A 21,744-nucleotide genomic window follows, 5' to 3' on the forward strand; every position below is an offset into this window, starting at 1 on the left:
CAGGAGCAATCATGGCTGCGCGCGATCGCTATTCGAGAAAGCTGGAGTGCTCCCAATGCGGCCACTCGGGTTTTGCCGAAGTGTCTGAAAGCGAGGAGAGACGCGGGGGAAACAGGGACTTCCGCATCGACGAGATGCCGGCGGGGTTCCTGGCGGAGTTCCCGTCCCATGATCCCCGCAAATACATGGTCCGCTGCCAGTGCGGCCACAAGTTCCGGTTTGAGCAGAAGACGGCGTATCCGCCGGGGGGCGAGCCGCGCTAGCGGAGCAGGAGCGATACTGGAGGCGCGGCTCTAGGCGACCTTCGCCTGATCAGGTCTGTGATCGGCAACCGCATTGACGATTGCCTCGATCTCTGTGCGCGGGACAGGCTTGCCGTAGAAATAGCCCTGTACCTGCACGCAGCCCTCTTCGCGCAGGAAGTTGACATGCTCATCCGTCTCGACCCCCTCGGCCAGGACCGGGATTTCCAGGCTCGAGGCGAGAATGAGCGTCGATCGCACGATAGCAGCAGATTGCGCGCTGGTGGCGACGCCATCGACGAACTGGCGGTCGATCTTGATCTTGTCGAAGGGAAAGGCGAGCAGCATGGAGAGCGAGGAATAGCCCGTTCCGTAATCGTCCATCGCGATCCTGGCTCCCAGGCTCTTGAGGTGGCGTATGGTCTGCAGAGCCCGTTGATGATCGGCGATGATGCCGGTCTCGGTGATTTCCAGCTCCAGGCGCGCCGGATCGAGGCCGGTTTCCTGCAAAATGTCTTGGACGAGACCGGGAAAACGCGGATCGGCCAGCTGCTGTGTCGCGACATTGACGGCGATTGACAGCGGATTGCGCCAGCTTGCCGCCTCCCGGCAGGCTTCACGAAGCACCCACTCCCCGAGTTCGACGATGAAGCCGCTACGTTCGGCGATCGGTATGAATTCGGACGGCGGCACGTTTTCGCGATAAGGATGGTTCCAGCGCAGCAGCGCTTCGAACCCGACCACAGCGCCGGTGAATGTGTCGTTCTGGCGCTGGTAGTGGAGCTGGAACTCCCCCCTTAGCAAGCCCGAACGCATGTCCATCGCCAACACGTTCCGCTCCCGCACGGCACGATCCATGGAGGCATCATAGAAACAGACGGCGTTCGAGCCTGTCTCCTTGGCGCGGTACATGGCGACGTCCGCCCGTGCGAGGAGGTCCTCTACCTCCACATCGTCGTCCAGAATGGCAACACCCACACTGGTGCCGACATTGAGGCTGTTGCCGTTCCATTCGATGGGCTTGACGATCTCCGCGATCATCCGCGCCGCCAGCCGCGAGGCATCGGCGCGTCCATAATAACGGCGCGTCATGGCGATGAATTCGTCGCCGCCGATCCGCGCGACGAACTCGCCATCGCTGATGACGCTTGCCAGGCGGTCGCCGATGGTGCGAAGCACCGCGTCTCCGGCCAGATGCCCATGCACATCGTTCACTTCCTTGAAGCGGTCGAGATCGAAGGAGAGGATCGCGACCCTGGCTCCCAATCCCACTGCGTGGACGGAAGCCTCCGAGAGCTCTTCCTGGAAGGCCGAGCGGTTCGGGAGGCCCGTGAGCGGGTCCTGTAGCGAAAGCTGCCGGTATCGCTCGACCGCCTCACGCATCGTGCTGGCATCGATGAGGTAGCTTGCCGCCGCGAGCGCCAGCAGCACCATCATCAGGCCGAGCACCCCGAGACCGAGCACCGCGGACGAGATCACCGATTGCGGGACCTCCAGCGTGGTGTCCGGTACCAGGTCAATGGCAGCCATGCCGATGAAATGCACGGACGCGATCGCCACGATCAATGCGGCGACCGCCCCATAGCGGCAGAAACGAGTGACCGGACGCGCGGCCCGGTTCATCGCAACGGCAGAGAAGAAGGCACCGGCCAGAAGCGACATCGCGACATAGTCGAGACGCCAGACGATCTCCCCCTGCACCTCATAGGCTGACATGCCAAGGTAGTGCATGGCGCCGAGCCCGAGGCCCAGCACCACACCTCCCGCCTCCAGGAGCATGCTCCGGCCGCCATAGGCCGAGATGGCGAGGCCCGCCGTGACACCTCCGATCGACACGGCAAGGGATGCGAGCGTCACGCCCGGCTCGTAACCTGCGATCCCGCCTGTCGTGTATCCGAGCATGGCGAGGAAGTGCGTCGCCCAGGTGGTCGATCCGCCGATGAACCCGGCGAGGAACAGCCATATCCCCTTCTCCAGACCCCGGCGCCGCGTGACCCGCGAGAACAGCCGGATCGTCAACGTCGCGCCCATTGCGAGAACAAGAACGGCCGCAGCGACGTAGCGGAGATCGTGTTCGATGAAAAGGCAGGAGAAAATACGGGACATGATGAGCCGATCCATGAGAATATGATGGCTTCCTAACATCCCATATGTGTTCTATCCGTTCGCTGACATGGTAAAGACTCGACGAATGTCAGCCCCTCCGGCGTCGGCTTGCCATCCGGCAACCTTTGTATTATAGCCCGCCGGTCCGCGTAGACACCCTTGGAGGCAACGCGGATGGAGAGCATCGCGAGGTGTCCTCCCAGTCTCCGCCGTGCACCGGTTGCACGGTCAGACTCTCCAAACAACCTCGAAAGGACATGCCATGAGCCAGGAAACTTATGAGCTCAAGGCCGAGGCGCGCGAACGGGTCGGTAAGGGGTCCGCCCGTGAACTTCGCCGCAACGGTTTCATCCCTGCCGTCATCTATGGTGACAAGCAGCCCCCCATTTCCATCGCACTTTCGACCAACGAAGTGACGAAGCGTATCCACGCCGGTGGTTTCATGACCACCATCGCGACCATCGATGTCGACGGCAAGAAGTACCAGGTTCTGCCGAAGGACTACCAGCTGGATCCGGTGCGCGACTTCACCATGCATGTCGATTTCCTGCGCGTCTCGAAGGACACCGCTGTTACCGTTGACGTGCCGGTCCACTTCATCAACGACCAGAAGTCCGGCGTTAAGATCGGCGGCGTCCTGAACATCGTTCGCCACACGGTAGAATTCAACTGCCCGGCCGACGCCATTCCGGACTCCATCACCGTGGACCTGACCGGCTTCAAGATCGGCGACAGCATTCACATCTCGCACGTTACCCTGCCGAAGGGCGTGAAGCCGGTCATCACCGACCGCGACTTCACCATCGCGACCATCGTCGCCCCGGCGGCCGGCGTCGAGGAAGAAGAGCAGCCGGCTGAGGGCGAAGCTTCCGAGTAAGCTTCCGCATTTGCCGAACGAAACCCGCCCTCGTGGCGGGTTTTTTGTTTTCGGACCACCGAGACGATCTACCCGGCGAAAGGCGGAGCGCGCTGGTGGCGAGGAAACCGGTTGACTTCCGCGGGCGTTCAAGGTGGAGAAGGCCATACCGCTGAACACTGGTTTCTTGCATATGAAGATCATCGCTGGCCTCGGAAATCCTGGCCCCAAATACTCCGGAAACCGCCACAATATTGGCTTCATGGCTGCCGACGCGCTTCAGCGCCTGCCGGGGTTCGCGCCATGGTCGAAGAAGTTCAAGGCAGAGATTTCGGAAGGCGAACTTGCCGGCGAGAAGGTCCTGCTGATGAAGCCGCAGACCTACATGAACCTCTCCGGCGAAGCGGTCGGCGAAGCGATGCGCTTCTACAAGCTCGCCCCGGCCGACATTCTAGCAATCTATGACGAACTCGACCTTGCTCCGGGCAAGGCGCGCCTCAAGATCGGCGGCGGACATGGCGGGCACAACGGCGTCAAGTCTCTCGACGCCCATTGCGGCAAGGAATACCGCCGGCTGCGCCTCGGGATTGGCCATCCGGGCTCCAAGGAGCTCGTGCACAATTATGTCCTGGGTGACTTCGCCAAGTCGGATCGCACATGGCTCGAACCGCTTCTGGATGCAATCGCCGACAATGCGGCGATGCTGGTGAAGGGCGAGGACTCGCAGTTCCTGAACAAGCTGGCTCTCGCGGTCGGCGACAAGCCCGCCGCTCAAGCCGCGGCACCCGACCCGAAAAAGCCGGCAATGCAGTCGCACATCCGCCAGGCACGGAACCAGAAGCCCGCCGCGCCGGCGACGGGACCGATGGCCGACATGTTGAAGAAGCTGTTCGGCGGCAAAGGCGACTAATCCGGAACCATCGGCACTGGACCGCCTTTCCTTACCCGAAAGGAGACTCCCTATGCTCGATCTTGCGGTCCTCCCGCTTCCTGCGCCGGTGCATGACAAGCTGGACAGTGTCCTTCGAGGCTTCTTGACGGAATCGGGGCCCCGCTTCGACTTCTCCAGCCCTTCTGGCGAGCAGGCGCTCGTAGGTCCCGATTCCGTTTCCTGGCGCATCTTCAAGAATCAGGTAGCGCTCTTCATCGGTGGTGTGGCCGCCGTTCTGCTCGAACTGGGCGAGCCGAAGGTGCGGGACGGTGTCTGGCATCACACGAGTTTCCGCACCGAACCGCTGAAGCGCCTGCAGCGCACCGGCCTCGCCGCCATGGTGACCGTCTACGGCGCGCAAAGCCGCGCCGAGGCGATGATTGCAGGCGTGGTCCGCGCCCACGACCGTATCACCGGCGTCACGTCCGAGGGTGAGCCCTATCACGCCAACGACCCCGCGCTACTGGACTGGGTCCAGGCGACGGCGGGCTTCGGCTTTATGGAGGCCTATCACCGCTATGTCCGTCCCCTGTCGCAGGCGGAACGGGAGGCGCTGTTTCGGGAAGCCGCCCCGGCCGCCCGGCTCTACGGCGCCGTCGGCGCCCCGGCCTCCGAGGCGGAGTGGGCCCGGATGCTGGAGGGCATGCGCGATCGCCTGACACCCTCCCCTATCGTCTTCGAATTTCTCGACATCATGCAGCGCGTGGACGCCCTGCCGCGGATCGCCAATCCGATGCAGGTTGCGCTTGTCAAGGCGGCAGTTGCAATCCTTCCGCCCTGGGTCAGGACACGGCTCGGCATCGGCGAAGAGTACCACCTGTCGCGCCGCGAGCGGATCGCAGTCGGCCTTGCGGCCAAGGCCGCCGACCGGCTTCTCCTGAAATCCTCACCGCCCGTCCAGGCCTGCCGCCGCCTTGGTTTGCCGAATGATTACCTCTACCGCCCGGCGCACTGATCACTCCTCCGGTTCGGTGGTGAACATCAGCGGATAGCCCGCCTCCTTCGCGAGATCGATGGCTTCCTTCGCCTTCGTCTCTGCAATGTCCCTGGCGCAGACCACCACCACGGCGGTGCCCATCCGGTGGGCGGTCAGCATCACGCGGTAGCTCGTCTCCTCGGTCATGCGAAAGACAGCCTTCAGGACCATCACCACGAATTCTCGCGGCGTATAGTCGTCATTGACCAGGATGACCTTGTAGAGCTTCGGCCGTTCAAGCTTCGGTTTGGTCTTTGTCCTGGGCAGGAGGATCGTGTCGTCCTTCGTCGGCATGTCGACCTCGCCGTGACATCGGATGAACGGCGGAAAGTATGGCACCGGCCCGGGCCGCATTCAACAGCAACCGGGATCGACCCTTGACCCCTCGGGCCGTTTATCCCATAGCCAAGCCAACGATCGTTTTCAGCAACAGGTATCTCTACCGATGGGTTTCAAGTGCGGCATCGTGGGCCTGCCGAATGTCGGCAAGTCTACGCTCTTCAATGCTCTGACCAAGACGGCTGCGGCGCAAGCCGCCAATTATCCCTTCTGCACCATCGAGCCGAATACCGGCGAAGTGGCCGTCCCGGATCCGCGCATGCAGAAGCTCGCCCAGATCGCCGGCTCGAAGGAGATCATCCCGACCCGCATCTCCTTCGTCGACATCGCCGGGCTTGTCCGGGGCGCATCGAAGGGGGAAGGCCTCGGCAACAAGTTCCTCGCCAATATCCGCGAGGTCGACGCGATCGTTCATGTCCTGCGCTGCTTCGAGGATACCGACATCACCCATGTCGAGGGTCGCATCGATCCGGTCGGTGATGCCGAGACCATCGAGACCGAGCTGATGCTCGCCGATCTCGAAAGCCTGGAGCGCCGGGTCGAGCAGACCCGCAAGCGGGCGACCGGCAAGGACAAGGAATCCCTTGCCCAGCTTCCTGTCATGGAAGCGGTCATCAAGCTGCTGCAGGACGGCAAGCCGGCGCGCCTGCTCCTGAAGACCATGAGCCCCGAGGAGATCGACATCCTCAAGGGCCTGAACCTTCTCACCTCTCATCCGGTGCTCTACGTCTGCAATGTCGCGGAAGCCGATGCTGCGACCGGCAATGCGCATACGGAAGCGGTTTCCAAGATGGCGGCCGAACAGGGCGCCGAATGCGTCATCATTTCCGCTGCGATCGAGGCTGAAGTGGCCCAGTTGCCGGAAGACGAAGCGACGGAGTTCCTGTCGGCTCTCGGCCTCGAGGAGGCCGGCCTGGATCGCCTTATTCGTGCCGGCTACAACCTCCTCGACCTGATCACCTATTTCACCGTCGGCCCCAAAGAGACCCGTGCCTGGACGATCGTGCGCGGCACGAAGGCCCCGCAGGCGGCGGGCGTCATCCACACGGATTTCGAGCGCGGTTTCATCCGCGCTTTCACCATCGGCTATGACGACTATATCGCCTACAAGGGCGAAGTCGGTGCGAAGGAAGCCGGCAAGGGCCGCGACGAAGGCAAGGAGTACGTCGTCCACGACGGCGACGTCATCCACTTCCGCTTCAACACCTAGATGAATTGAACAGGCGCCGGGAGAGGATCGGCGCCTGTTTCCCGATCTCCGCGTGCGATCAGCGCACCTTCTTCATCGGGCAACTCGAAATCCCGAAAAGCGAATAGAGCGGGCATGTCGCGAATAGCCCGGTTACGAGCGGCACGATGCCGATCAGCGCGAAATAGCGCCACGGCGATTCCCGATAGATGAAGAACAGCGACAACAGCAGGATTCCGGCAACGACGCGGATGATACGGTCCGCGGACCCGACATTCTTGGCGAACATGACGCTTCCTTTCCTCGTCCGATCCTAGAAGTCTAGTCGAGGCCACGGGCCGCGTCGGTGACTAAGTCACAGAGCAGGTTCCGTCTCCCCTGCGAGCCGCTGCAGGCCAGCTCTGTTCCTGATGCGAATCCGGCCGCGTTCGCTTTCCACCAGCCCCTTCGACGATAGAGCCTCCAGACGGCGCGATACCACCTCGCGGGCCGAGCCGATCAGAACGGCAAGCTCCTGATGGGTCGCTGTTATTTCGCCATCAGGTCCCGCACGTTCAAGCAGCGTACGTGCAAGTCTCTGGCCGACCGACACGAAGGCAACCTGCTCCAGGAGAGACATCAGGTCCGAAAGCCGGGAGGCGAAGGCCCCGAAGACGAAGTTGCGGAAGACAGGCGAACTCGACACCAGAGCCTCGAACTGCGCGCGCGGGACCATCACCGCCGAGACGTCTGTCTCTGCGATAGCCTCGCCAGTATAGTGAGCCTGCCCCAGAACGCCGAGCGTGGTTTGCACGCAAGTCTGCCCGGGCGCCACGGAATAGAGAAGCATCTCGCGACCGCTTCGGCCGGTGAGATAGACGCCGATCCGTCCGGAGATGAGGATGACGAACGCCTGCGCCTCGTCACCCGGGCGAAACAGCACCGTTCCTCGCGGCACATGTGCCAGGCGCAGAGGCTCGAGCACCGCGCGTGCCGGCGCTTCCAGCGCGCTGAGGAAATCCGCCTGATCCAGCCAGTTAGGCATGGACGCTCCTTGAATTTGCCCCCCTGCCCCGCCATTGTGCCACGCGGAATCGGCAAGAGGAATCCGAATGGCGGAACCGGACTATCATTTTGAAGACTTCACGCCTGGACGCGTCCTTCCGCTGCCCGAGCGGCAGGTCAGCGCAGAGGAGATCGTCGAATTTGCTGCCGAGTTCGACCCGCAGCCCATGCACCTCGACGAGGCGGCGGGCAAGGCAAGCATCCTCGGAGGCCTTTCCGCTTCCGGCTGGCACACGGGCAGCATGTTCATGCGCATGATGTATGACGGATGGCTGTCGCAATCGTCTTCGGAAGGATCGCCCGGCATCGATTTCATGGAATGGAAGAGGCCGGTTCTCGCGGGCGATACGCTTTCCGGGCGCTCGACCGTCGTGTCGGCCCGCGAACTCCGCTCGCGCCCCGGCATCGGCATGGTGACCTTCCTCCATGAGGTGGAGAACCAGCGGGGCGAGCTCGTGATGAAGGGGGAGAACCCGATCATGATGCGCCTGCGCACTCCCGTCGGAGAACCGCTATGAGACTGATCGAGCTTTCTCCGCCAGGCAGGAAGGTGATCACCGGCACCATGCTGTTCACCGCCGAGGACATCATCCGCTTTGCGCGAAAATATGACCCGCAGCCCTTCCACACTGATCCGGAAGCGGCCAAAGGCTCCGTCTTCGGCGGCCTCTGCGCCTCCGGCTGGCACACCTGCGCCGGCTGGATGAAGACCTATATCGCCTACTGGGATGCAGAAGTGGCAAGGCTGGAAGCCGAAGGGCTGGTCGCGCCGAAGCTTGGTCCTTCCGCAGGCTTCAAGAAACTCCAGTGGCTGAAGCCCGTCTATGCCGGCGACAGCATCACCTATTCGGTCGAAGTCGTAGACAGTCGACCGCTGGCATCACGTCCCGGCACATGGCTAAACCTGACCTCCAATGACGGGGTGAACCAGCATGGCGAGGTCGTCATGCGCTACGATGGAACCGTGCTCGAGTTCGAATAGCCGCCCGCGGTGGCGCCAGACGTCAGTGCCCCTCGAACTCCATCAGCGTCCGCACCTCGACGCCGAGCGCCTCGAGCTTGCGGCGCCCGCCCAGCTCCGGCAGGTCGATGACGAAGCAGGCCGAGACGATCTCAGCGCCCTGCTGGCGCAATAGCTTGACAGCGCCTTCCGCAGTGCCACCGGTGGCAATCAGGTCGTCGGTTAGGATGACCTTGTCGCCGGGCTTAACGGCATCCACATGCATCTCCATCTCGTCGACGCCGTATTCAAGGCTATAGGCGATCCGTACGGTCTCGTGCGGCAGCTTGCCCTTCTTGCGGATCGGCACGAACCCCGCCGAGAGCTGGTGCGCCAACGCCCCTCCGAGGATGAAGCCGCGCGCCTCGATGCCGGCGATCTTGTCGACCCCCAGGCCCGTATAGGGCCGCACAAGCTCGTCCACCGCCTGGCGGAAGGCCACCGCGTCGCCGAGCAGGGTCGTGATGTCACGGAAGATGATCCCGGGCTTCGGGTAGTCCACGATCGAGCGGACGGAGGCAGCGAGGTCGATGGGCTTGGTCATGGGAAGTCCGAATTGCTGGAAGGGAAGGAACGGGCGGAGGAAACCTAACGGTTTATCCAAGGTCCCCCAACAAAAAAGGCGACCCGGAGGTCGCCTTTTTTGTTGTAGCTGAGGGTTTGCCTCAGTGTTCCTTGCTCGCGTAGACCGACTTCTTCGTCAGATAGATGAGCCCGGTGAAGATCAGCAGGAAGACCATGACCATGAAGCCCGTGCGCTTGCGATCCTCCAGATGCGGCTCTGCAGCCCACATCAGGAACGCGGAGACGTCCTTAGCGTACTGGTCGAGTGTTTCCGGAGCGCCATCATCATAGGTGACCTGGCCATCCGAGATCGGTGGGGCCATGGCAAGCGATGCCGAGGCGATGAAGTACGGGTTGTAGTAGGTCCCTTCCGGAACCTCGACCCCTTCCGGCGGCTCCTGGTAACCCGTCAGCAGCGAGTAGATGTAGTCCGGGCCACCTTCCTGGTACTGCGTGAAGATGTCGAACACGAACTGAGGGAAGCCACGGGTGACACCGCGCGCCTTGGCGATCAGAGAGAAGTCCGGCGGCGCCGCGCCGTTGTTGGAAGCTGCTGCGGCCTGTGCGTTGGGGAACGGCGGCGGGAAGTAGTCGGACGGAACCGCAGCCCGGTCGAACATGTCGCCATCGTCGTTGGGACCGTCGGTCACCTGATAGTTGGCGGCGAAGGCCTTTACCTGCTCTTCGGAATAGCCGAGGTCCTCGAGCGTACGGAATGATACCAGTGTCATGGAGTGACAGGCGGCACAGACTTCGGTGTAGACCTTCAGCCCCCGCTGCAACTGGCCCTTGTCGTAGTGGCCGAACGGGCCGGCAAAGCTCCAGTCCACCTCCCGCGGCTTATTGATGGGGTAGTGCGGTGTTGCGCCTTCTGCATGGGCTTCACCATCGGCCGCATGCTCGTCCTGGGCGAGCGCGGTGCCGAGGCCGAGGCCTGCCACGACGGCCAACGAAAGGATGCTTGTAACAAGCTTTTTCATAACTCTTTTTCCCTCTCGGTCTCGGCTATCGGACGCTGGCTTCTGCAGGCGGAAGCTTTTCCATGTCGGACTTGTTCTGCTTCGCGAGAACCGCCTCGGTGATCGAGTTCGGTATGCGGCGCGGCGTCTCGAACAGGCCGAGCAGCGGCATGATCACCAGGAAGAAGCCGAAGTAATAGAGCGTGCCGAGCTGAGACAGGATGACGTAGACGCCTTCCGCAGGCATGGCGCCAAGCCAGCCGAGAAGAATGCAGTCGGCAACGAAGATCCAGAAGAACAGCTTGTACCACGGACGGTAGACGGCCGAGCGAACCTTCGACGTGTCAAGCCAGGGCAGGAAGAACAGCACGATGATCGAGCCGAACATCACGAGCACGCCACCGAGCTTGGAGTCGATCGGGCCGACATTGAAGGTGATGGCGCGCAGCATCGCGTAGAACGGCAGGTAGTACCATTCCGGAACGATGTGGGCCGGGGTCTTCAGGGCATCCGCCGGAATGTAGTTGTCCGGGTGGCCGAGATAGTTCGGCATGTAGAAGATGAACCAGGCGAAGACGAGCAGGAAGACCGACACACCGAGCGCATCCTTGAGCGTCGCATAGGGCGTGAAGGCAACGGTGTCCGTCTTCGTCTTCACCTCAACGCCGGTCGGGTTCGTCTGGCCGGTCACGTGCAGCGCCCAGATGTGCAGCACGACGACGCCGGCAATCATGAACGGCAGCAGGTAGTGCAGCGAGAAGAAGCGGTTCAGCGTCGGCTGGTCGACTGCGAAGCCACCCAGCAGGAACTGCTGGATCCACTCGCCGACCAGCGGGAAGGCGGAGAAGAAGCCGGTGATGACGGTCGCGCCCCAGAAGGACATCTGACCCCAGGGCAGAACGTAGCCCATGAAGCCGGTCGCCATCATCAGGAGGTAGATCACAACGCCGAGGATCCAGAGGATTTCGCGGGGCGCCTTGTAGGAGCCGTAGTAGAGACCGCGGGCGATGTGCAGGTAGACGGCGATGAAGAAGAACGACGCGCCGTTGGCATGCATGTAGCGCAGCAGCCAACCGTGGTTGACGTCGCGCATGATCTTCTCGACGGAGTTGAAGGCAACCGTCGTTTCGGCCGCGTAATGCATGGCCAGAACCACACCCGACAGGATCTGCACGATCAGCATCACCGACAGCATCGCGCCGAAGGTGTAGGCATAGTTCAGGTTGCGGGGAACGGGGTAGGAGACGAAGCTGTCATGGATCATTCGCGGCAATGGAAGCCGCGAGTCGATCCATTTCTCGATGCCGGAGGTCGGCTGGTATGTGGAATGACCGCTCATTATCTAGAACCCCTCACCCGATCTGGATCACTGTGTCGGACGTAAACGTGAAAGTCGGCACCGGCAGGTTGGTCGGCGCTGGACCCTTACGGATGCGGCCTGCGGTGTCATAGTGCGAACCGTGGCAGGGACAGAACCAACCGCCGAAATCGCCGGCCTGGCCGAGCGGAACGCAACCGAGATGGGTGCAGGAACCGATCATCACGATCCAGTTCTCCTTGCCTTCACCGGCCGAGCGAGCCAAGTCGGTCGCTTCCGCGGTCGCATCGATATTGTCGTTTCTTGCGATCGGATCCTTGAGTTCCTCGAGCGCAACGGCGTTGGCGGCTTCGATCTCCTGCTCCGTACGGTTACGGATGAAGACCGGCTTGCCGCGCCACTTGACCGTCAGCGACATGCCCGGCTCGACGCCCGAGACGTCGACCTCGATGGAGGCGAGTGCCAGCGTCGAGGCGTCCGGCCGCATCTGGTCGATGAAGGGCCATGCCACTGCCGCCGCTCCGACCGCGCCGGCCATGCCGGTGGTCAGGTAAAGGAAATCACGGCGAGTGGGCTCGCCCAGTGCTTCGCTGTGTGTCTCGTGCTCGCTCACGGCTCAAACATCCTTCTCACGCAATTCGCGAAAACCCGCATTTGCCCCTCAACCGGAGATGTGGAACTGGTCACAATTGGAACACAGATTCCCCGGCAATTCGGCGCCTTCTATGCCTGATCGCAAATTATGTCCAGTCTTGGCAAGTGGATAGGAGCCAGTTTGTCGCGGCCTTTCCGTAAGCTTTTCCAAGGCTGTGACATGAGCGTTGCGCGCCCCCATCCCCGGCCTTCCATGTCCGCCTCGCACGTTAACCTCCGCGCAGGCTTCGCGTTGCAGTGCAGCAACCCGCGTGCTACGCCCGAACGCGCCGGCGCATCAATGGGAACAGGGCGGAATGAGGTATTTTCTGTCGGTGGCGATATGCGTCATCGTGTCGCTCGTGATCCTCATCGCGGCTGCACGCTATGTCGGCGACATCTGGATCTTTGCGGCAATCGGCAGCCTGCAACTCCACCTTGCCGTTACATGCATCCTGGCGGCTGTCGCTGCCTTCGTGCTTCACCGCAGCCTGCTTCCCGTACTGCTGCTTGCAGCCTCGCTGGCGCTTGGGCTGCACGCGCTCTGGATGACCCGGGAGATGGTCCAGCAGCCGCTGGTCGGCGACAATGCCGCTGCTCCTGCGCTCAGGCTGATGTCCTTCAACATCCTGTCGAAGAACAGGGAGAATGCCGGCGCGATCCGCGACCTGATCCTTGCCTCCGGCGCCGATGTGGTGAACGTCCTCGAGGCGATGCCGCTGCGGGGGGAACTCGACGCCCTTTCGCGGATCTATCCCCATCGTATCGGTTGTGGCGAGATGACAAAGACCTGCGACCTCATGGTGCTGTCCAAGACACCCTTGACCTCGCCCTCCGTTCACTCGCTCAGCACGATCTTCGAAAACCGGATGATCCTTTCGGATCTGTCATGGCAGGGACGCATCGTTCATCTGGCGGCCATCCATACGACCAAGCCTTATTTCGACGATTTCCAGACCTTGGAGCTCACCAACGCCGCCCGCAGGCTGGACCGGATCGAGGGTCCCCTGCTCGTCGCTGGAGACTTCAACGCCTCCAGCCTGGCGCCGAACATCCGCATGTTCCTGCGCTGGACCGGCCTTCGCACCGCATCCTGGGAGCCTCCCACATGGCCGGACTGGGGAGGATGGCTCGGTGTGCCGATCGATCACGTCTATGTCCGCAAACCGCTGCATATAAGATCGCTGCAGCGGTTGCCGTCATCACTGGGCTCCAACCACTACGGGCTGGTCGCCGACATCGTCCTCGCGCCGTGACCGCCTATTGTGCGGCGTCTGCCGCCAGGAAGCCTCCCGACTGGCGCGCCCACAGATCGGCATAGATTCCATTCGCCGCGACCAGCTGCGCGTGCGTCCCCTGCTCCACGATGCGCCCCTCATCCATCACGATCAGACGGTCGAGTGCCGCGATGGTGGAGAGCCGGTGGGCAATCGCGAGGACGGTCTTGCCCTGCATCAGGCGCTCGAGGTTAGACTGGATGGCAGCCTCCACTTCGGAATCAAGCGCCGACGTCGCCTCGTCCAGCACCAGGATCGGCGCATTCTTCAACATGACGCGGGCGATGGCGATGCGCTGCCGCTGGCCGCCGGAAAGCTTGACGCCCCGCTCGCCGACATGGGCATCATAGCCACGGCGGCCGCGCTGGTCCTCCAGCTCGGCGATGAAACCGTCGGCCTCCGCCCGCCGGGCGGCCTCGCGCAACTGCTCCTCGCTCGCATTCGGCCTCCCGAACAGGATGTTGTCGCGGATCGACCGGTGCAGCAGCGATGTGTCCTGCGTCACCATGCCGATCTGCACCCGCAGCGATTCCTGCGTCACCCGCGAGATATCCTGGCCGTCGATCAGGATGCGGCCCTTCTCGATCTCGTAGAACCGAAGCAGAAGGTTGACCAGTGTCGACTTTCCAGCGCCTGAGCGCCCGACGATACCGAGCTTTTCGCCCGGTCGGATGGTGAGGCACAGGTCGTCGATCACGCTCCTGCCCTTGCCGTAGTGGAAGCTGACGTTCTCGAAGCGGATCTCAGGCGCCCGCACGGTCAGCCTCTCGGCATCCGGCTTGTCGAGAAGGCCTATCGGCTGCGAGATGAGTTCTGCCGAGTTCTGGACGGTGCCGAGATTGCGCATCAACCCGTTCAGTTGCGTCATCAGCCGGCCGAGCAGGAAGTTCAGCCGCAGCATCAGCGCCATGGTGAAGGCAACCGCACCGGAGCTGATCAGTCCCGCAAGCCACAGGTGGATGCTGAGCGCTCCCATCATCACGATCATCGTGCTGGACAGGAGCGCCATGGAGGCGCGCACACCGGTCAGCAGGCGTGTGAAGCGGATGATGGTGGACTGGAAGCTCTCGAACCCGGAGCGCATGTAGCGGTCGTTCGCTTCGTCGCTGCCGAACAGCCGGAGCGTCTGGATGTTGGAGTAGGAATCGACCATTCGCCCGCTGATCATCGACCCGGCCTCGGCCGAAAGCTTGGCGTGCTCGCGGATCCTCGGCACGAAGTACTTCGCCAGGAAGGCGAAGATGGTCAGCCAGACAAGAACCACGGCCGCCATGCGCAGATCCAGCTGCGCCACCAGCACCAGCGTCGACACCGAGTAGATCAGCACGAACCACAGGCTCTCCATCAGCGTCGTCAGGACGTCGCCGGTCGCCTGGCCCGCCGACCAGACCTTTGTGACGATGCGGCCGGAAAAGTCGTTCTGGAAGAAGGACAGCGATTGCCGCGACACATGTACATAGGATTGCCAGCGCACCAGATTATAGAAGCCCGGCGTGATGATCTGCTGGTCGACGAGGGCCGTCAGCGAGGCGATCGCAAAGCGCCCGAAGCCGATGACCAAGGCCATCAGCAGCAGCTCGTTGCCGTGGGCTTCCATCAAGCCCGCCCATCCGGCACCTCGATCCACGGTGGCCAGGATGTCGACGACGCGACCGACGAACCAGAACATCGCCGCCTCGACACCGGCAGCAGCCCCTCCGAGCACCAGCATCGCCAGGAACGGCAGCTTCGCCTGACGCACATAGAACCAGATGAAGGCCGCGAGACCGGCAGGTGGATTGAGGTCGTCCCGCCGCTCGAAGGGCCTAATCCAGTTCTCGAAATAGCGGACGACGGATGTGATCATTGGCGGGATATAGGCGCTTCCGGTTGCGGGACAAAACCCTCACTGCAAGAATTGAACCACCAAAGGTAAGTCGCGCCCACGCGCGGCTCACAGGTATCTGACGGTGTGGAAGGCGGGCCAGCTCTATTCCGCCGCCGCCTCCTCCAGGTCGTGGTTGCCGAGGAAGCCGCCGGACTGGCGGCTCCAGAGGTCGGCATAGATCCCGTCCGAGGCAGCGAGTTCCTGGTGCGTCCCAGTCTCCACGATCCGCCCCTTGTCGAGCACGATCAGCCGGTCCATCTCCGTCAGCGTCGACAGCCGGTGAGCAATCGCGATTACCGTCTTGCCCTGCATGAGGGCAAAGAGGTTCTCCTGGATCGCTGCTTCGACTTCAGAGTCCAGGGCCGATGTCGCCTCGTCGAGCACCAGGATCGGCGCATCCTTGAGGAAGACGCGGGCGATTGCGATCCGCTGCCGCTGGCCACCGGAGAGCTTCACGCCGCGCTCGCCGACATGCGCATCAAGGCCAGTCCGGCCCTGCATGTCCGAGAGGCCCTGGATAAACTCCCAGGCATTGGCTCGCCTCGCCGCCTCGATGATCTCCGCATCGCTCGCCTCCGGTTTGCCATAGGCGATGTTGTCGCGGATCGAGCGGTGCAGCAGCGAGGTGTCCTGCGTCACCACGCCGATCAGCGAGCGCAGGCTCTCCTGCGAAACCTGCGCGATGTCCTGCCCATCGATCGTGATCCGGCCCGCCTCCAGGTCGTAGAAGCGCAGCAGCAGGTTCATCAGCGTCGTCTTGCCAGCACCCGAACGTCCCACCAGCCCGACCTTCTCGCCCGCTGCGATATCGAGCGTCAGATCCTCGATCACGCCCTTCTTCTTGCCGTAGTGGAAGCGGACATTCTCGTAGCGGATATGCCCCTTCTTCGCCTGCAGCTGCGGCGCGCCCTTCTTGTCCGTTACCTCGTGCGGCTTCGTCATCATGGACATGCCGTCATAGACCGTGCCGATCGCTTCGAAGAGGGCCGAGACCTCCCACATGATCCACTGCGACATGCCGTTGATGCGCATGGCAAGGCCGATAGCCACCGCGACGGAGCCCACGGACACCTCGCCCGTTAGCCAGAAGGCGATGCTCGCAGCGGCCACGGCGAAGATCGTCACCGCATTGTTGACGTCGACACAGATGTTGAGGAGCGAGATCTGACGCATCTGCCGGTGAACGGTGCCGAGGAACTCGTCCATCCCCTCCCGTGCATAGGTCTCCTCGCGGCCCGCATGCGAGAACAGCTTGACCGTGCCGATATTGGTATAGCTGTCGACGATCCGGCCCGTCATCATCGAGCGCGCGTCGGCCTGCTCGCTGGAAAGCTTCCGGAGCTTCGGGATGAAGTGCCAGAGAATCAGGCTGTAGAACACGAACCACAGGACGAGAGGCACGACGAGCCGCCAGTCCACCACAATCACCAGCGCCAGCATGGAAACGAAGAAGCTGATCGCGTAGACGAAGACGTCTATGATCTTCATCACCGTCTCGCGGATGGCGAGCGAGGTCTGCATGACCTTGGTCGAAACGCGGCCCGCAAACTCGTTGGCGAAGAAGGTCATCGAGTGGCGCAGCAGGAAGCGATGCATCTGCCAGCGGGCGATCATCGGGAAGTTGCCGGCCAGCACCTGGTGCATCGTCATCGTGTGGATGGCGCCGGCGAGCGGCAGCACCACAAGCAGCACCACCCCCATCCAGAACAGACGGCCACTCTCCTGCTCAAGGAAGGTCGCACGGTCGGCGTTCGACAGCCAGTCGATGATGTTGCCGAGGAACTGGTAGAGGAAGACCTCGGCGATGGCGATGACCATTGAGCAGATGCCGAGCAGCAGGAGCCAGGGCGCCGTGGGTTTCGTGTAGTGCCAGCAGAAGGCAAGCAGTCCCTTTGGCGGAAGACCCGGCGGATCCTGGGGATAGGGATCGACACGACGCTCGAACCACGAAAACATCGTCATTCTCCAGAAACGATAGGCCCGGACCGAGCTTCGTCCGTTCTGAGACGGGTAGCCGGATGGGCAGAAAACAAAAGACGAGGCCACAACCGGCCGCGAGGCAAATCAGGAAAGAAATGGAAGGCGTAAGACTGCGATACGCCTATGCCAGAAGGCAGGATGCCCATGGCAGAAGGCGGGAATTCACGGCAATATCCATGGGGGCCTCCTGGGGCTGGCGTTGAAGACGGAGGTCTTCTAGCTCCGTTCACCGGAATTTGGAAGGGCCAATCGTCGCATCCCTCGGCGCACACGCTGCCGATGCTTGTCTGTTGAGGCCCGGCCACAACGCCTGAGCCCCCCTCACCGGCTTTGACTGCCAAGGCCGGATCGCCTAAGGGCAGATCATGCCGGATCTTCACATCGCCATCTACCAGCCTGATATTCCGGGCAATACCGGAACCATACTGCGCCTTGCCGCCTGCCTAGGAATGAAGGTTCACATCATCGAGCCGGCCGGCTTTGATATCTCCGACCGCAATCTCAAGCGGGCCGGCATGGACTATCTGGCCAGCGCCTCCTTGACCCGCCACGTCACCTGGCAGGCGTTCCAGGACTGGCGGCAATCCTCCGATCGCAGGCTGGTCCTGGCCTCCACAAAGGCCGCCCTGCCCTATGTTAGCTTCGAGTTTCGTCCGAGCGACGTGCTCCTCTTCGGCCGTGAGAGCGCTGGCGTCCCGGACTATGTCCATGGGGCCGCGGATGCGCGCATCCTGATCCCGATGGTCGAGGGGCAGAGGTCGATCAATGTCGCCATGTCGGCGGCCATGATCGCAGGAGAGGCGCTTCGTCAGACCGTCTGGGCCTGAGGACGGAACTGCACGGAAAACCGTCGCAGGCGACATCTTCCTTAACCACTCCTCCGGCATATTTTCTTTAGCCGGCAAGAGAACTACCTTGTCCTGCAGGGGCATTTCGGAATTCGGCATGGAATCGACGATCGTCATCATCAATCTCTTCGGCGCGGTGGCCCTGCTGCTCTTTGGCCTTGCCCAGGTGAAGGATGGCGTCACCCGTGCATTCGGCACCCGGCTTCGCACAGGTCTCGCCACCGGAACGCAGAGTGGCCTCCGCTCTTTCGTGTCGGGTTTCGTCGCAACCGTGGCTCTGCAAAGTTCGACCGCCACGGCACTTACCGTTGCCTCCTTCGTCGAGCGGGACCTGATCCGCGCGCGAATGGCGCAGATCGTCCTGCTCGGCGCCAATGTCGGAACTGCCGTCACGGCCTGGATCGTCGCTACCGGCATCGAGTGGCTGTCGCCGTTGCTGATCCTTGTCGGCCTCGTCGTCCACCGCGGCGGCTCGACCGCGCGCAAGGGCGGCGGCACGGCGCTGATCGGCATCGGCCTCATGCTCCTGTCGCTCCACCTCCTGTCCATGGCGACCGAACCGATGCGGGAATCGCCGGCACTCTCGGCCTTCATCCGGCTCCTCGATGGCGCATGGCCCGTGGCGCTGGCCCTGACAGCATTGCTGGCCGTCGTCTCCTCGTCCAGCCTCGCGGTCGTCGTGCTCGTCCTGTCGCTCGCTTCCACCGGGACCCTGTCCACTGAACTCATCATAGTATTGATCCTCGGCGCCAATCTCGGCGGCGCCATTCCACCGGTGCTTGCAACATTTTCGGGACCTGCCTCCGCCCGCCGCATCACCACCGGCAATCTTGTGGTCCGGGCCATCGGCTGCCTGATCACCCTCCCGCTGGTCGCCTTTGCCGCCGAACTGCTGGAAACGCTGCCGCTCAATCCGGCAAAACTGCCGGTCGACGCGCATCTCGCCTTCAACATCGCACTGGCACTTCTTGCATGGCCCTTCTCAGGCCTTCTCTCCGACTTGATGAAGCGCCTCATTCCGACCGCCGAAGACCCGGATACCGGTCCGAAGTTCCTTGACGCCCAGGCGCTGTCCACTCCCGTGGTCGCTCTCGCGAACGCCACCCGCGAGGTCCTTCGCGTCGGCGATCTCATCGAACGTATGCTCGTCCGCGTGGAAAATGCCTTCCGGCACAATGACCTCGCGCCGCTTGCCGAGATAGAGGCGATGGAGAAGCGGGTCGACAACCTCCAGCAGGAGGTCAAGATCTACCTCTCGAAGCTCGGCCGCGAGGGCCTCGAAGGCGAGAACCTGCGCCGGTCTCTCGCGGTGATGGACTATGCCATCAATCTGGAACATACGGGCGACATCATCGAGAAGGGCCTGGGCGAGCAGGTCCGCAAGAAGATATCGGGCAGCCTCAAGTTCTCCGAGGATGGCTACCAGGAGCTGAAGAACCTCTTCGACCTCACGATCGAGAACCTGCGCATCGCCCAGACCATCTTCGTGACCGGAGACTTCAACCTCGCACTGCGCCTGATGGAGATGAAGGTCGACGTGCGAAAGGCTGAGAAGCTATCGGCGGAGCGGCACCTCGAGAGGCTTCGCGATGGCCGACTGGAAAGCCTGCAGACGAGTTCCCTGCATCTGGACATCCTCCGCGACCTTAAGCGTATCAACGCCCATATCGTCTCGGTCGCTCATCCGATCCTCGATGATAGCGGGCTGCTTCGTGAGAGCCGCCTGCGCCAGGCAGAACCCGGCGCCTGATCGTCTTCCGCCTCTCGTCATGACTGGTCTCCCGGTCGCACATGCGCCAGGACCGGCATACCAACCCGCACGGCGAGCGACCCGAAGGCGACGGCGAGAGCCGCAAGTCCCGCCAGTCCCCATGCCGCGGAGAATCCCGCCGCCCCGATCACCGGCTGCGAGATGAGCGGCGACACGAACTGGCCTAGGAAGATGCTGGAGACCAGCAGGCCCGAGATCCGCCCCCTGATCTGTGGCGGCGCAAGCAGCATCACTGCGCCGGCGAAGTTCGGCATCACGGTTCCCATGCCGATGCCCGAGATCGCCAGCGCCATCAGCACCCCAGGATAGCTATCTGCGAACGAAAGCAGCACGAACGCAGATCCGATTGATCCGAAGGCCAGTGCAAACACACCCATCACTCCCAGTCGCTGCCGCACCCTTGCGAACAGAAGGGCGCTGACGACGCCGACCCCCTGCCCGAGACCAATCGCTCCGCCGGCCAGGCTCGGCGATGAGATTCCCATGGACTTCAGGAAGAACGGCAGCTGCGTCGGGATCATGTAGAAGACGACCATGTTGAAGATCGCGCCGACCAGCAGCAATCCGAGAAGGATCGTCGTTCGCCGGTCGAGCGGCCGCGCCTCCAGCGTCCTCTGTGCCGCCGAAGCGCGTGCTGGCTCGGTGAGGAAGAACAGCGCGGCCGGAAGAAGCAGGAAGGCCAGCGCATAGACCAGGAACGGCATGCGCCAGTGGATTTCGGCGAGCAACCCGCCGCCCGTCAGGAATAGAGTCCCGCCCAGGCCCACGAACGCCTGCTGCAGGCCCATGTAGCGATCGCGGGCGGCACCCGTGAAATAATCGCCGACAAGCGCCGTTACCGAGGTCATGATGCCGCCGACGGCAATGCCCAGCACCGCACGCCCGATCAACAGGCCGGGCAATGTCTCCGCAAACAGTCCCGACGACCCCGCAAGCCCGAAGGTTGCCAGCGCGAGGATCAGCAGAGGCTTGCGCCCGAACTGGTCGATCAGGAAGCCGGCGACGGGCGAAAACCCGGCGATGAAGATCGCCGACAGCGTCAGGACGAAACGGCTCAGCAGTTCGACATTCGGCGTGTCCTGGAAATTGGCCTCGATGCTTGGCAGCGACGCGGCAATCGCCGCGCCGGACATGATCGTCAGCGAACTGACGGCCAACATGGTTGCGTTTCGGGCGCGGTGCGTCTCCCGGGCCAGGACAGGTCCGGCAGACGGAAGGGAGCGGAAGGCCATCACGCCACCTCCCTGAAGACGACCGTATCGCGGCCGTGTTTCAAGGTCGTCATCCACCAGTCCAATTGCACGACGAGCGCGCGAAGACGTCGCAGCACATCCTCGGGCGCACGGGGATTTCCCTCGGCATCGAACTGCTCCCAGGCATTGGCGAAGCTGACCGTCTCGCGGGTTGTTGCAGCACCAACCTCGGCGAACACTTGTCTCAACTGCTCGACCGCCCGCAAGCCGCCCGACACACCGCCATAGCTCACGAAGGCCACGGGCTTCGCCGACCAGGGCTTCTGGTAGCAATCGATGAGCTCCTTCAGCGCTGCGGGATAGCCGTGATTGTATTCCGGCGTCACGACGAGGAAACCGTCCGCGCGGGCAAGATCACGACCGATCCGCCGCTCCACCTCGGTCCGCGCCATTGAAGATCCAGCATTCAGATGGGCAGGATCTACAGTCAGGATATCGGCTTCAATCATATCCGGCAGGTGCCGAAGCAGCCAGTCTGCGACGGTGTCGCAGAAGCGGCCGTCGCGCGCGCTGCCATAGATGAGGGCGAGCGTAAGTCTTGGTTTCATGGGGTTGCTCCCTGGTTTGCGTTCAAGAGAGCACCTGCTATAA

General features: G+C 62.6%; 22 protein-coding genes. 10 read left to right on the forward strand and 12 right to left on the reverse strand.

Features of this window, described 5'->3' with window-relative positions; genetic code table 11:
• The first annotated feature begins 11 nt into the window (after positions 1–11).
• Positions 12–263 carry a hypothetical protein gene (locus NT26_RS11135; protein WP_052638888.1) on the forward strand — a complete coding sequence of 84 codons (252 nt, stop codon included), beginning with the start codon at positions 12–14 and terminating at the stop codon, positions 261–263.
• 30 nt (positions 264–293) lie between these two features.
• On the opposite strand, the gene NT26_RS11140 is transcribed toward NT26_RS11135, so the two are convergent.
• Positions 294–2,348, reverse strand: a complete 2,055-nt coding sequence (locus NT26_RS11140; RefSeq protein ID WP_052642068.1) for a putative bifunctional diguanylate cyclase/phosphodiesterase — start codon at positions 2,346–2,348, stop codon at positions 294–296.
• Positions 2,349–2,610: 262 nt separating this feature from the next.
• Between NT26_RS11140 and NT26_RS11145 the strand changes: the two genes are divergently transcribed.
• The 3 genes from NT26_RS11145 to NT26_RS11155 all read left to right on the forward strand — a co-directional run bounded on the left by NT26_RS11145 (position 2,611) and on the right by NT26_RS11155 (position 5,090).
• The gene (locus NT26_RS11145; protein ID WP_052638889.1) at positions 2,611–3,225 is read left to right on the forward strand and encodes a 50S ribosomal protein L25/general stress protein Ctc; all 615 of its coding nucleotides are present in this window, start codon (positions 2,611–2,613) and stop codon (positions 3,223–3,225) included.
• A 172-nt stretch (positions 3,226–3,397) separates the two neighbouring features.
• The gene (gene pth / locus NT26_RS11150; RefSeq protein ID WP_052642069.1) at positions 3,398–4,114 is read left to right on the forward strand and encodes an aminoacyl-tRNA hydrolase; all 717 of its coding nucleotides are present in this window, start codon (positions 3,398–3,400) and stop codon (positions 4,112–4,114) included.
• A gap of 52 nt (positions 4,115–4,166) precedes the next feature.
• The gene (locus NT26_RS11155) at positions 4,167–5,090 is read left to right on the forward strand and encodes an oxygenase MpaB family protein (protein WP_082077685.1); all 924 of its coding nucleotides are present in this window, start codon (positions 4,167–4,169) and stop codon (positions 5,088–5,090) included.
• Here the strand turns inward: NT26_RS11155 and clpS are convergent, their stop codons facing one another.
• Positions 5,091–5,405 (reverse strand): ATP-dependent Clp protease adapter ClpS, encoded by a 315-nt coding sequence (gene clpS / locus NT26_RS11160; protein ID WP_052638890.1) that lies wholly within the window; start codon positions 5,403–5,405, stop codon positions 5,091–5,093. It lies immediately after the preceding gene.
• 151 nt (positions 5,406–5,556) lie between these two features.
• On the opposite strand from clpS, the gene ychF reads away from it, so the two are divergent.
• Complete coding sequence (gene ychF / locus NT26_RS11165; RefSeq protein ID WP_052638891.1) at positions 5,557–6,660, forward strand: redox-regulated ATPase YchF; 1,104 nt, start codon at positions 5,557–5,559, stop codon at positions 6,658–6,660.
• 58 nt (positions 6,661–6,718) lie between these two features.
• Here ychF and NT26_RS11170 read toward each other — a convergent pair whose 3' ends face one another.
• On the reverse strand, positions 6,719–6,928 hold the full coding sequence (locus tag NT26_RS11170) for a YgaP family membrane protein (protein ID WP_052638892.1): 210 nt from the start codon (positions 6,926–6,928) through the stop codon (positions 6,719–6,721).
• A 66-nt stretch (positions 6,929–6,994) separates the two neighbouring features.
• Positions 6,995–7,663 carry a Crp/Fnr family transcriptional regulator gene (locus NT26_RS11175; RefSeq protein WP_052638893.1) on the reverse strand — a complete coding sequence of 223 codons (669 nt, stop codon included), beginning with the start codon at positions 7,661–7,663 and terminating at the stop codon, positions 6,995–6,997.
• Positions 7,664–7,730: 67 nt separating this feature from the next.
• On the opposite strand from NT26_RS11175, the gene NT26_RS11180 reads away from it, so the two are divergent.
• Positions 7,731–8,201 (forward strand): MaoC family dehydratase, encoded by a 471-nt coding sequence (locus NT26_RS11180; RefSeq protein WP_052638894.1) that lies wholly within the window; start codon positions 7,731–7,733, stop codon positions 8,199–8,201.
• On the forward strand, positions 8,198–8,665 hold the full coding sequence (locus tag NT26_RS11185; RefSeq protein ID WP_052638895.1) for a MaoC family dehydratase: 468 nt from the start codon (positions 8,198–8,200) through the stop codon (positions 8,663–8,665). Before NT26_RS11180 ends, NT26_RS11185 begins: the two co-directional genes overlap by 4 nt.
• Before the next feature lie 22 nt (positions 8,666–8,687).
• On the opposite strand, the gene NT26_RS11190 is transcribed toward NT26_RS11185, so the two are convergent.
• From NT26_RS11190 to petA, 4 genes are all read right to left on the reverse strand, one after another.
• Positions 8,688–9,227 carry an adenine phosphoribosyltransferase gene (locus NT26_RS11190; RefSeq protein ID WP_052638896.1) on the reverse strand — a complete coding sequence of 180 codons (540 nt, stop codon included), beginning with the start codon at positions 9,225–9,227 and terminating at the stop codon, positions 8,688–8,690.
• A gap of 121 nt (positions 9,228–9,348) precedes the next feature.
• Positions 9,349–10,227: a cytochrome c1 gene (locus NT26_RS11195; RefSeq protein WP_052638897.1), complete on the reverse strand. Its 879-nt coding sequence runs from the start codon at positions 10,225–10,227 to the stop codon at positions 9,349–9,351.
• 25 nt (positions 10,228–10,252) lie between these two features.
• A complete protein-coding gene (locus NT26_RS11200; protein WP_152338608.1) occupies positions 10,253–11,548 on the reverse strand; it encodes a cytochrome b in 1,296 nt (431 codons plus the stop codon).
• 10 nt (positions 11,549–11,558) lie between these two features.
• Positions 11,559–12,137 (reverse strand): ubiquinol-cytochrome c reductase iron-sulfur subunit, encoded by a 579-nt coding sequence (gene petA / locus NT26_RS11205; protein WP_052638899.1) that lies wholly within the window; start codon positions 12,135–12,137, stop codon positions 11,559–11,561.
• Between the two features lie 337 nt (positions 12,138–12,474).
• Between petA and NT26_RS11210 the strand changes: the two genes are divergently transcribed.
• The gene (locus NT26_RS11210; RefSeq protein ID WP_052638900.1) at positions 12,475–13,413 is read left to right on the forward strand and encodes an endonuclease/exonuclease/phosphatase family protein; all 939 of its coding nucleotides are present in this window, start codon (positions 12,475–12,477) and stop codon (positions 13,411–13,413) included.
• Positions 13,414–13,417: 4 nt separating this feature from the next.
• On the opposite strand, the gene NT26_RS11215 is transcribed toward NT26_RS11210, so the two are convergent.
• Together NT26_RS11215 and NT26_RS11220 are read right to left on the reverse strand one after the other, a co-directional pair.
• A complete protein-coding gene (locus NT26_RS11215; RefSeq protein WP_152338609.1) occupies positions 13,418–15,280 on the reverse strand; it encodes an ABC transporter ATP-binding protein in 1,863 nt (620 codons plus the stop codon).
• A 123-nt stretch (positions 15,281–15,403) separates the two neighbouring features.
• Complete coding sequence (locus tag NT26_RS11220; RefSeq protein WP_052638901.1) at positions 15,404–17,257, reverse strand: ABC transporter ATP-binding protein; 1,854 nt, start codon at positions 17,255–17,257, stop codon at positions 15,404–15,406.
• 389 nt (positions 17,258–17,646) lie between these two features.
• On the opposite strand from NT26_RS11220, the gene NT26_RS11225 reads away from it, so the two are divergent.
• Together NT26_RS11225 and NT26_RS11230 are read left to right on the forward strand one after the other, a co-directional pair.
• Positions 17,647–18,108 carry a tRNA (cytidine(34)-2'-O)-methyltransferase gene (locus NT26_RS11225; protein ID WP_052638902.1) on the forward strand — a complete coding sequence of 154 codons (462 nt, stop codon included), beginning with the start codon at positions 17,647–17,649 and terminating at the stop codon, positions 18,106–18,108.
• Positions 18,109–18,226: 118 nt separating this feature from the next.
• The gene (locus NT26_RS11230; protein ID WP_052638903.1) at positions 18,227–19,879 is read left to right on the forward strand and encodes a Na/Pi cotransporter family protein; all 1,653 of its coding nucleotides are present in this window, start codon (positions 18,227–18,229) and stop codon (positions 19,877–19,879) included.
• A 17-nt stretch (positions 19,880–19,896) separates the two neighbouring features.
• Here the strand turns inward: NT26_RS11230 and NT26_RS11235 are convergent, their stop codons facing one another.
• Both NT26_RS11235 and NT26_RS11240 read right to left on the reverse strand, forming a co-directional pair.
• Complete coding sequence (locus NT26_RS11235; RefSeq protein ID WP_077546746.1) at positions 19,897–21,132, reverse strand: MFS transporter; 1,236 nt, start codon at positions 21,130–21,132, stop codon at positions 19,897–19,899.
• Positions 21,132–21,701 carry an NADPH-dependent FMN reductase gene (locus NT26_RS11240; protein ID WP_052638904.1) on the reverse strand — a complete coding sequence of 190 codons (570 nt, stop codon included), beginning with the start codon at positions 21,699–21,701 and terminating at the stop codon, positions 21,132–21,134. Before NT26_RS11240 ends, NT26_RS11235 begins: the two co-directional genes overlap by 1 nt.
• Positions 21,702–21,744 lie beyond the last annotated feature (43 nt).

The sequence above is a fragment of the Pseudorhizobium banfieldiae genome (assembly GCF_000967425.1).
Lineage (GTDB): Bacteria > Pseudomonadota > Alphaproteobacteria > Rhizobiales > Rhizobiaceae > Neorhizobium > Neorhizobium banfieldiae.

What these genes read in the sequence shown, in the direction of transcription:
- NT26_RS11135 (WP_052638888.1), top strand. Translation starts at nt 12, where the DNA reads ATGGCTGCGCGCGATCGCTATTCGAGAAAGCTGGAGTGCTCCCAATGC.
- NT26_RS11140 (WP_052642068.1), bottom strand. Translation starts at nt 2,348, where the DNA reads ATGTCCCGTATTTTCTCCTGCCTTTTCATCGAACACGATCTCCGCTAC.
- NT26_RS11145 (WP_052638889.1), top strand. Translation starts at nt 2,611, where the DNA reads ATGAGCCAGGAAACTTATGAGCTCAAGGCCGAGGCGCGCGAACGGGTC.
- pth (WP_052642069.1), top strand. Translation starts at nt 3,398, where the DNA reads ATGAAGATCATCGCTGGCCTCGGAAATCCTGGCCCCAAATACTCCGGA.
- NT26_RS11155 (WP_082077685.1), top strand. Translation starts at nt 4,167, where the DNA reads ATGCTCGATCTTGCGGTCCTCCCGCTTCCTGCGCCGGTGCATGACAAG.
- clpS (WP_052638890.1), bottom strand. Translation starts at nt 5,405, where the DNA reads ATGCCGACGAAGGACGACACGATCCTCCTGCCCAGGACAAAGACCAAA.
- ychF (WP_052638891.1), top strand. Translation starts at nt 5,557, where the DNA reads ATGGGTTTCAAGTGCGGCATCGTGGGCCTGCCGAATGTCGGCAAGTCT.
- NT26_RS11170 (WP_052638892.1), bottom strand. Translation starts at nt 6,928, where the DNA reads ATGTTCGCCAAGAATGTCGGGTCCGCGGACCGTATCATCCGCGTCGTT.
- NT26_RS11175 (WP_052638893.1), bottom strand. Translation starts at nt 7,663, where the DNA reads ATGCCTAACTGGCTGGATCAGGCGGATTTCCTCAGCGCGCTGGAAGCG.
- NT26_RS11180 (WP_052638894.1), top strand. Translation starts at nt 7,731, where the DNA reads ATGGCGGAACCGGACTATCATTTTGAAGACTTCACGCCTGGACGCGTC.
- NT26_RS11185 (WP_052638895.1), top strand. Translation starts at nt 8,198, where the DNA reads ATGAGACTGATCGAGCTTTCTCCGCCAGGCAGGAAGGTGATCACCGGC.
- NT26_RS11190 (WP_052638896.1), bottom strand. Translation starts at nt 9,227, where the DNA reads ATGACCAAGCCCATCGACCTCGCTGCCTCCGTCCGCTCGATCGTGGAC.
- NT26_RS11195 (WP_052638897.1), bottom strand. Translation starts at nt 10,227, where the DNA reads ATGAAAAAGCTTGTTACAAGCATCCTTTCGTTGGCCGTCGTGGCAGGC.
- NT26_RS11210 (WP_052638900.1), top strand. Translation starts at nt 12,475, where the DNA reads ATGAGGTATTTTCTGTCGGTGGCGATATGCGTCATCGTGTCGCTCGTG.
- NT26_RS11215 (WP_152338609.1), bottom strand. Translation starts at nt 15,280, where the DNA reads ATGATCACATCCGTCGTCCGCTATTTCGAGAACTGGATTAGGCCCTTC.
- NT26_RS11220 (WP_052638901.1), bottom strand. Translation starts at nt 17,257, where the DNA reads ATGTTTTCGTGGTTCGAGCGTCGTGTCGATCCCTATCCCCAGGATCCG.
- NT26_RS11225 (WP_052638902.1), top strand. Translation starts at nt 17,647, where the DNA reads ATGCCGGATCTTCACATCGCCATCTACCAGCCTGATATTCCGGGCAAT.
- NT26_RS11230 (WP_052638903.1), top strand. Translation starts at nt 18,227, where the DNA reads ATGGAATCGACGATCGTCATCATCAATCTCTTCGGCGCGGTGGCCCTG.
- NT26_RS11235 (WP_077546746.1), bottom strand. Translation starts at nt 21,132, where the DNA reads ATGGCCTTCCGCTCCCTTCCGTCTGCCGGACCTGTCCTGGCCCGGGAG.
- NT26_RS11240 (WP_052638904.1), bottom strand. Translation starts at nt 21,701, where the DNA reads ATGAAACCAAGACTTACGCTCGCCCTCATCTATGGCAGCGCGCGCGAC.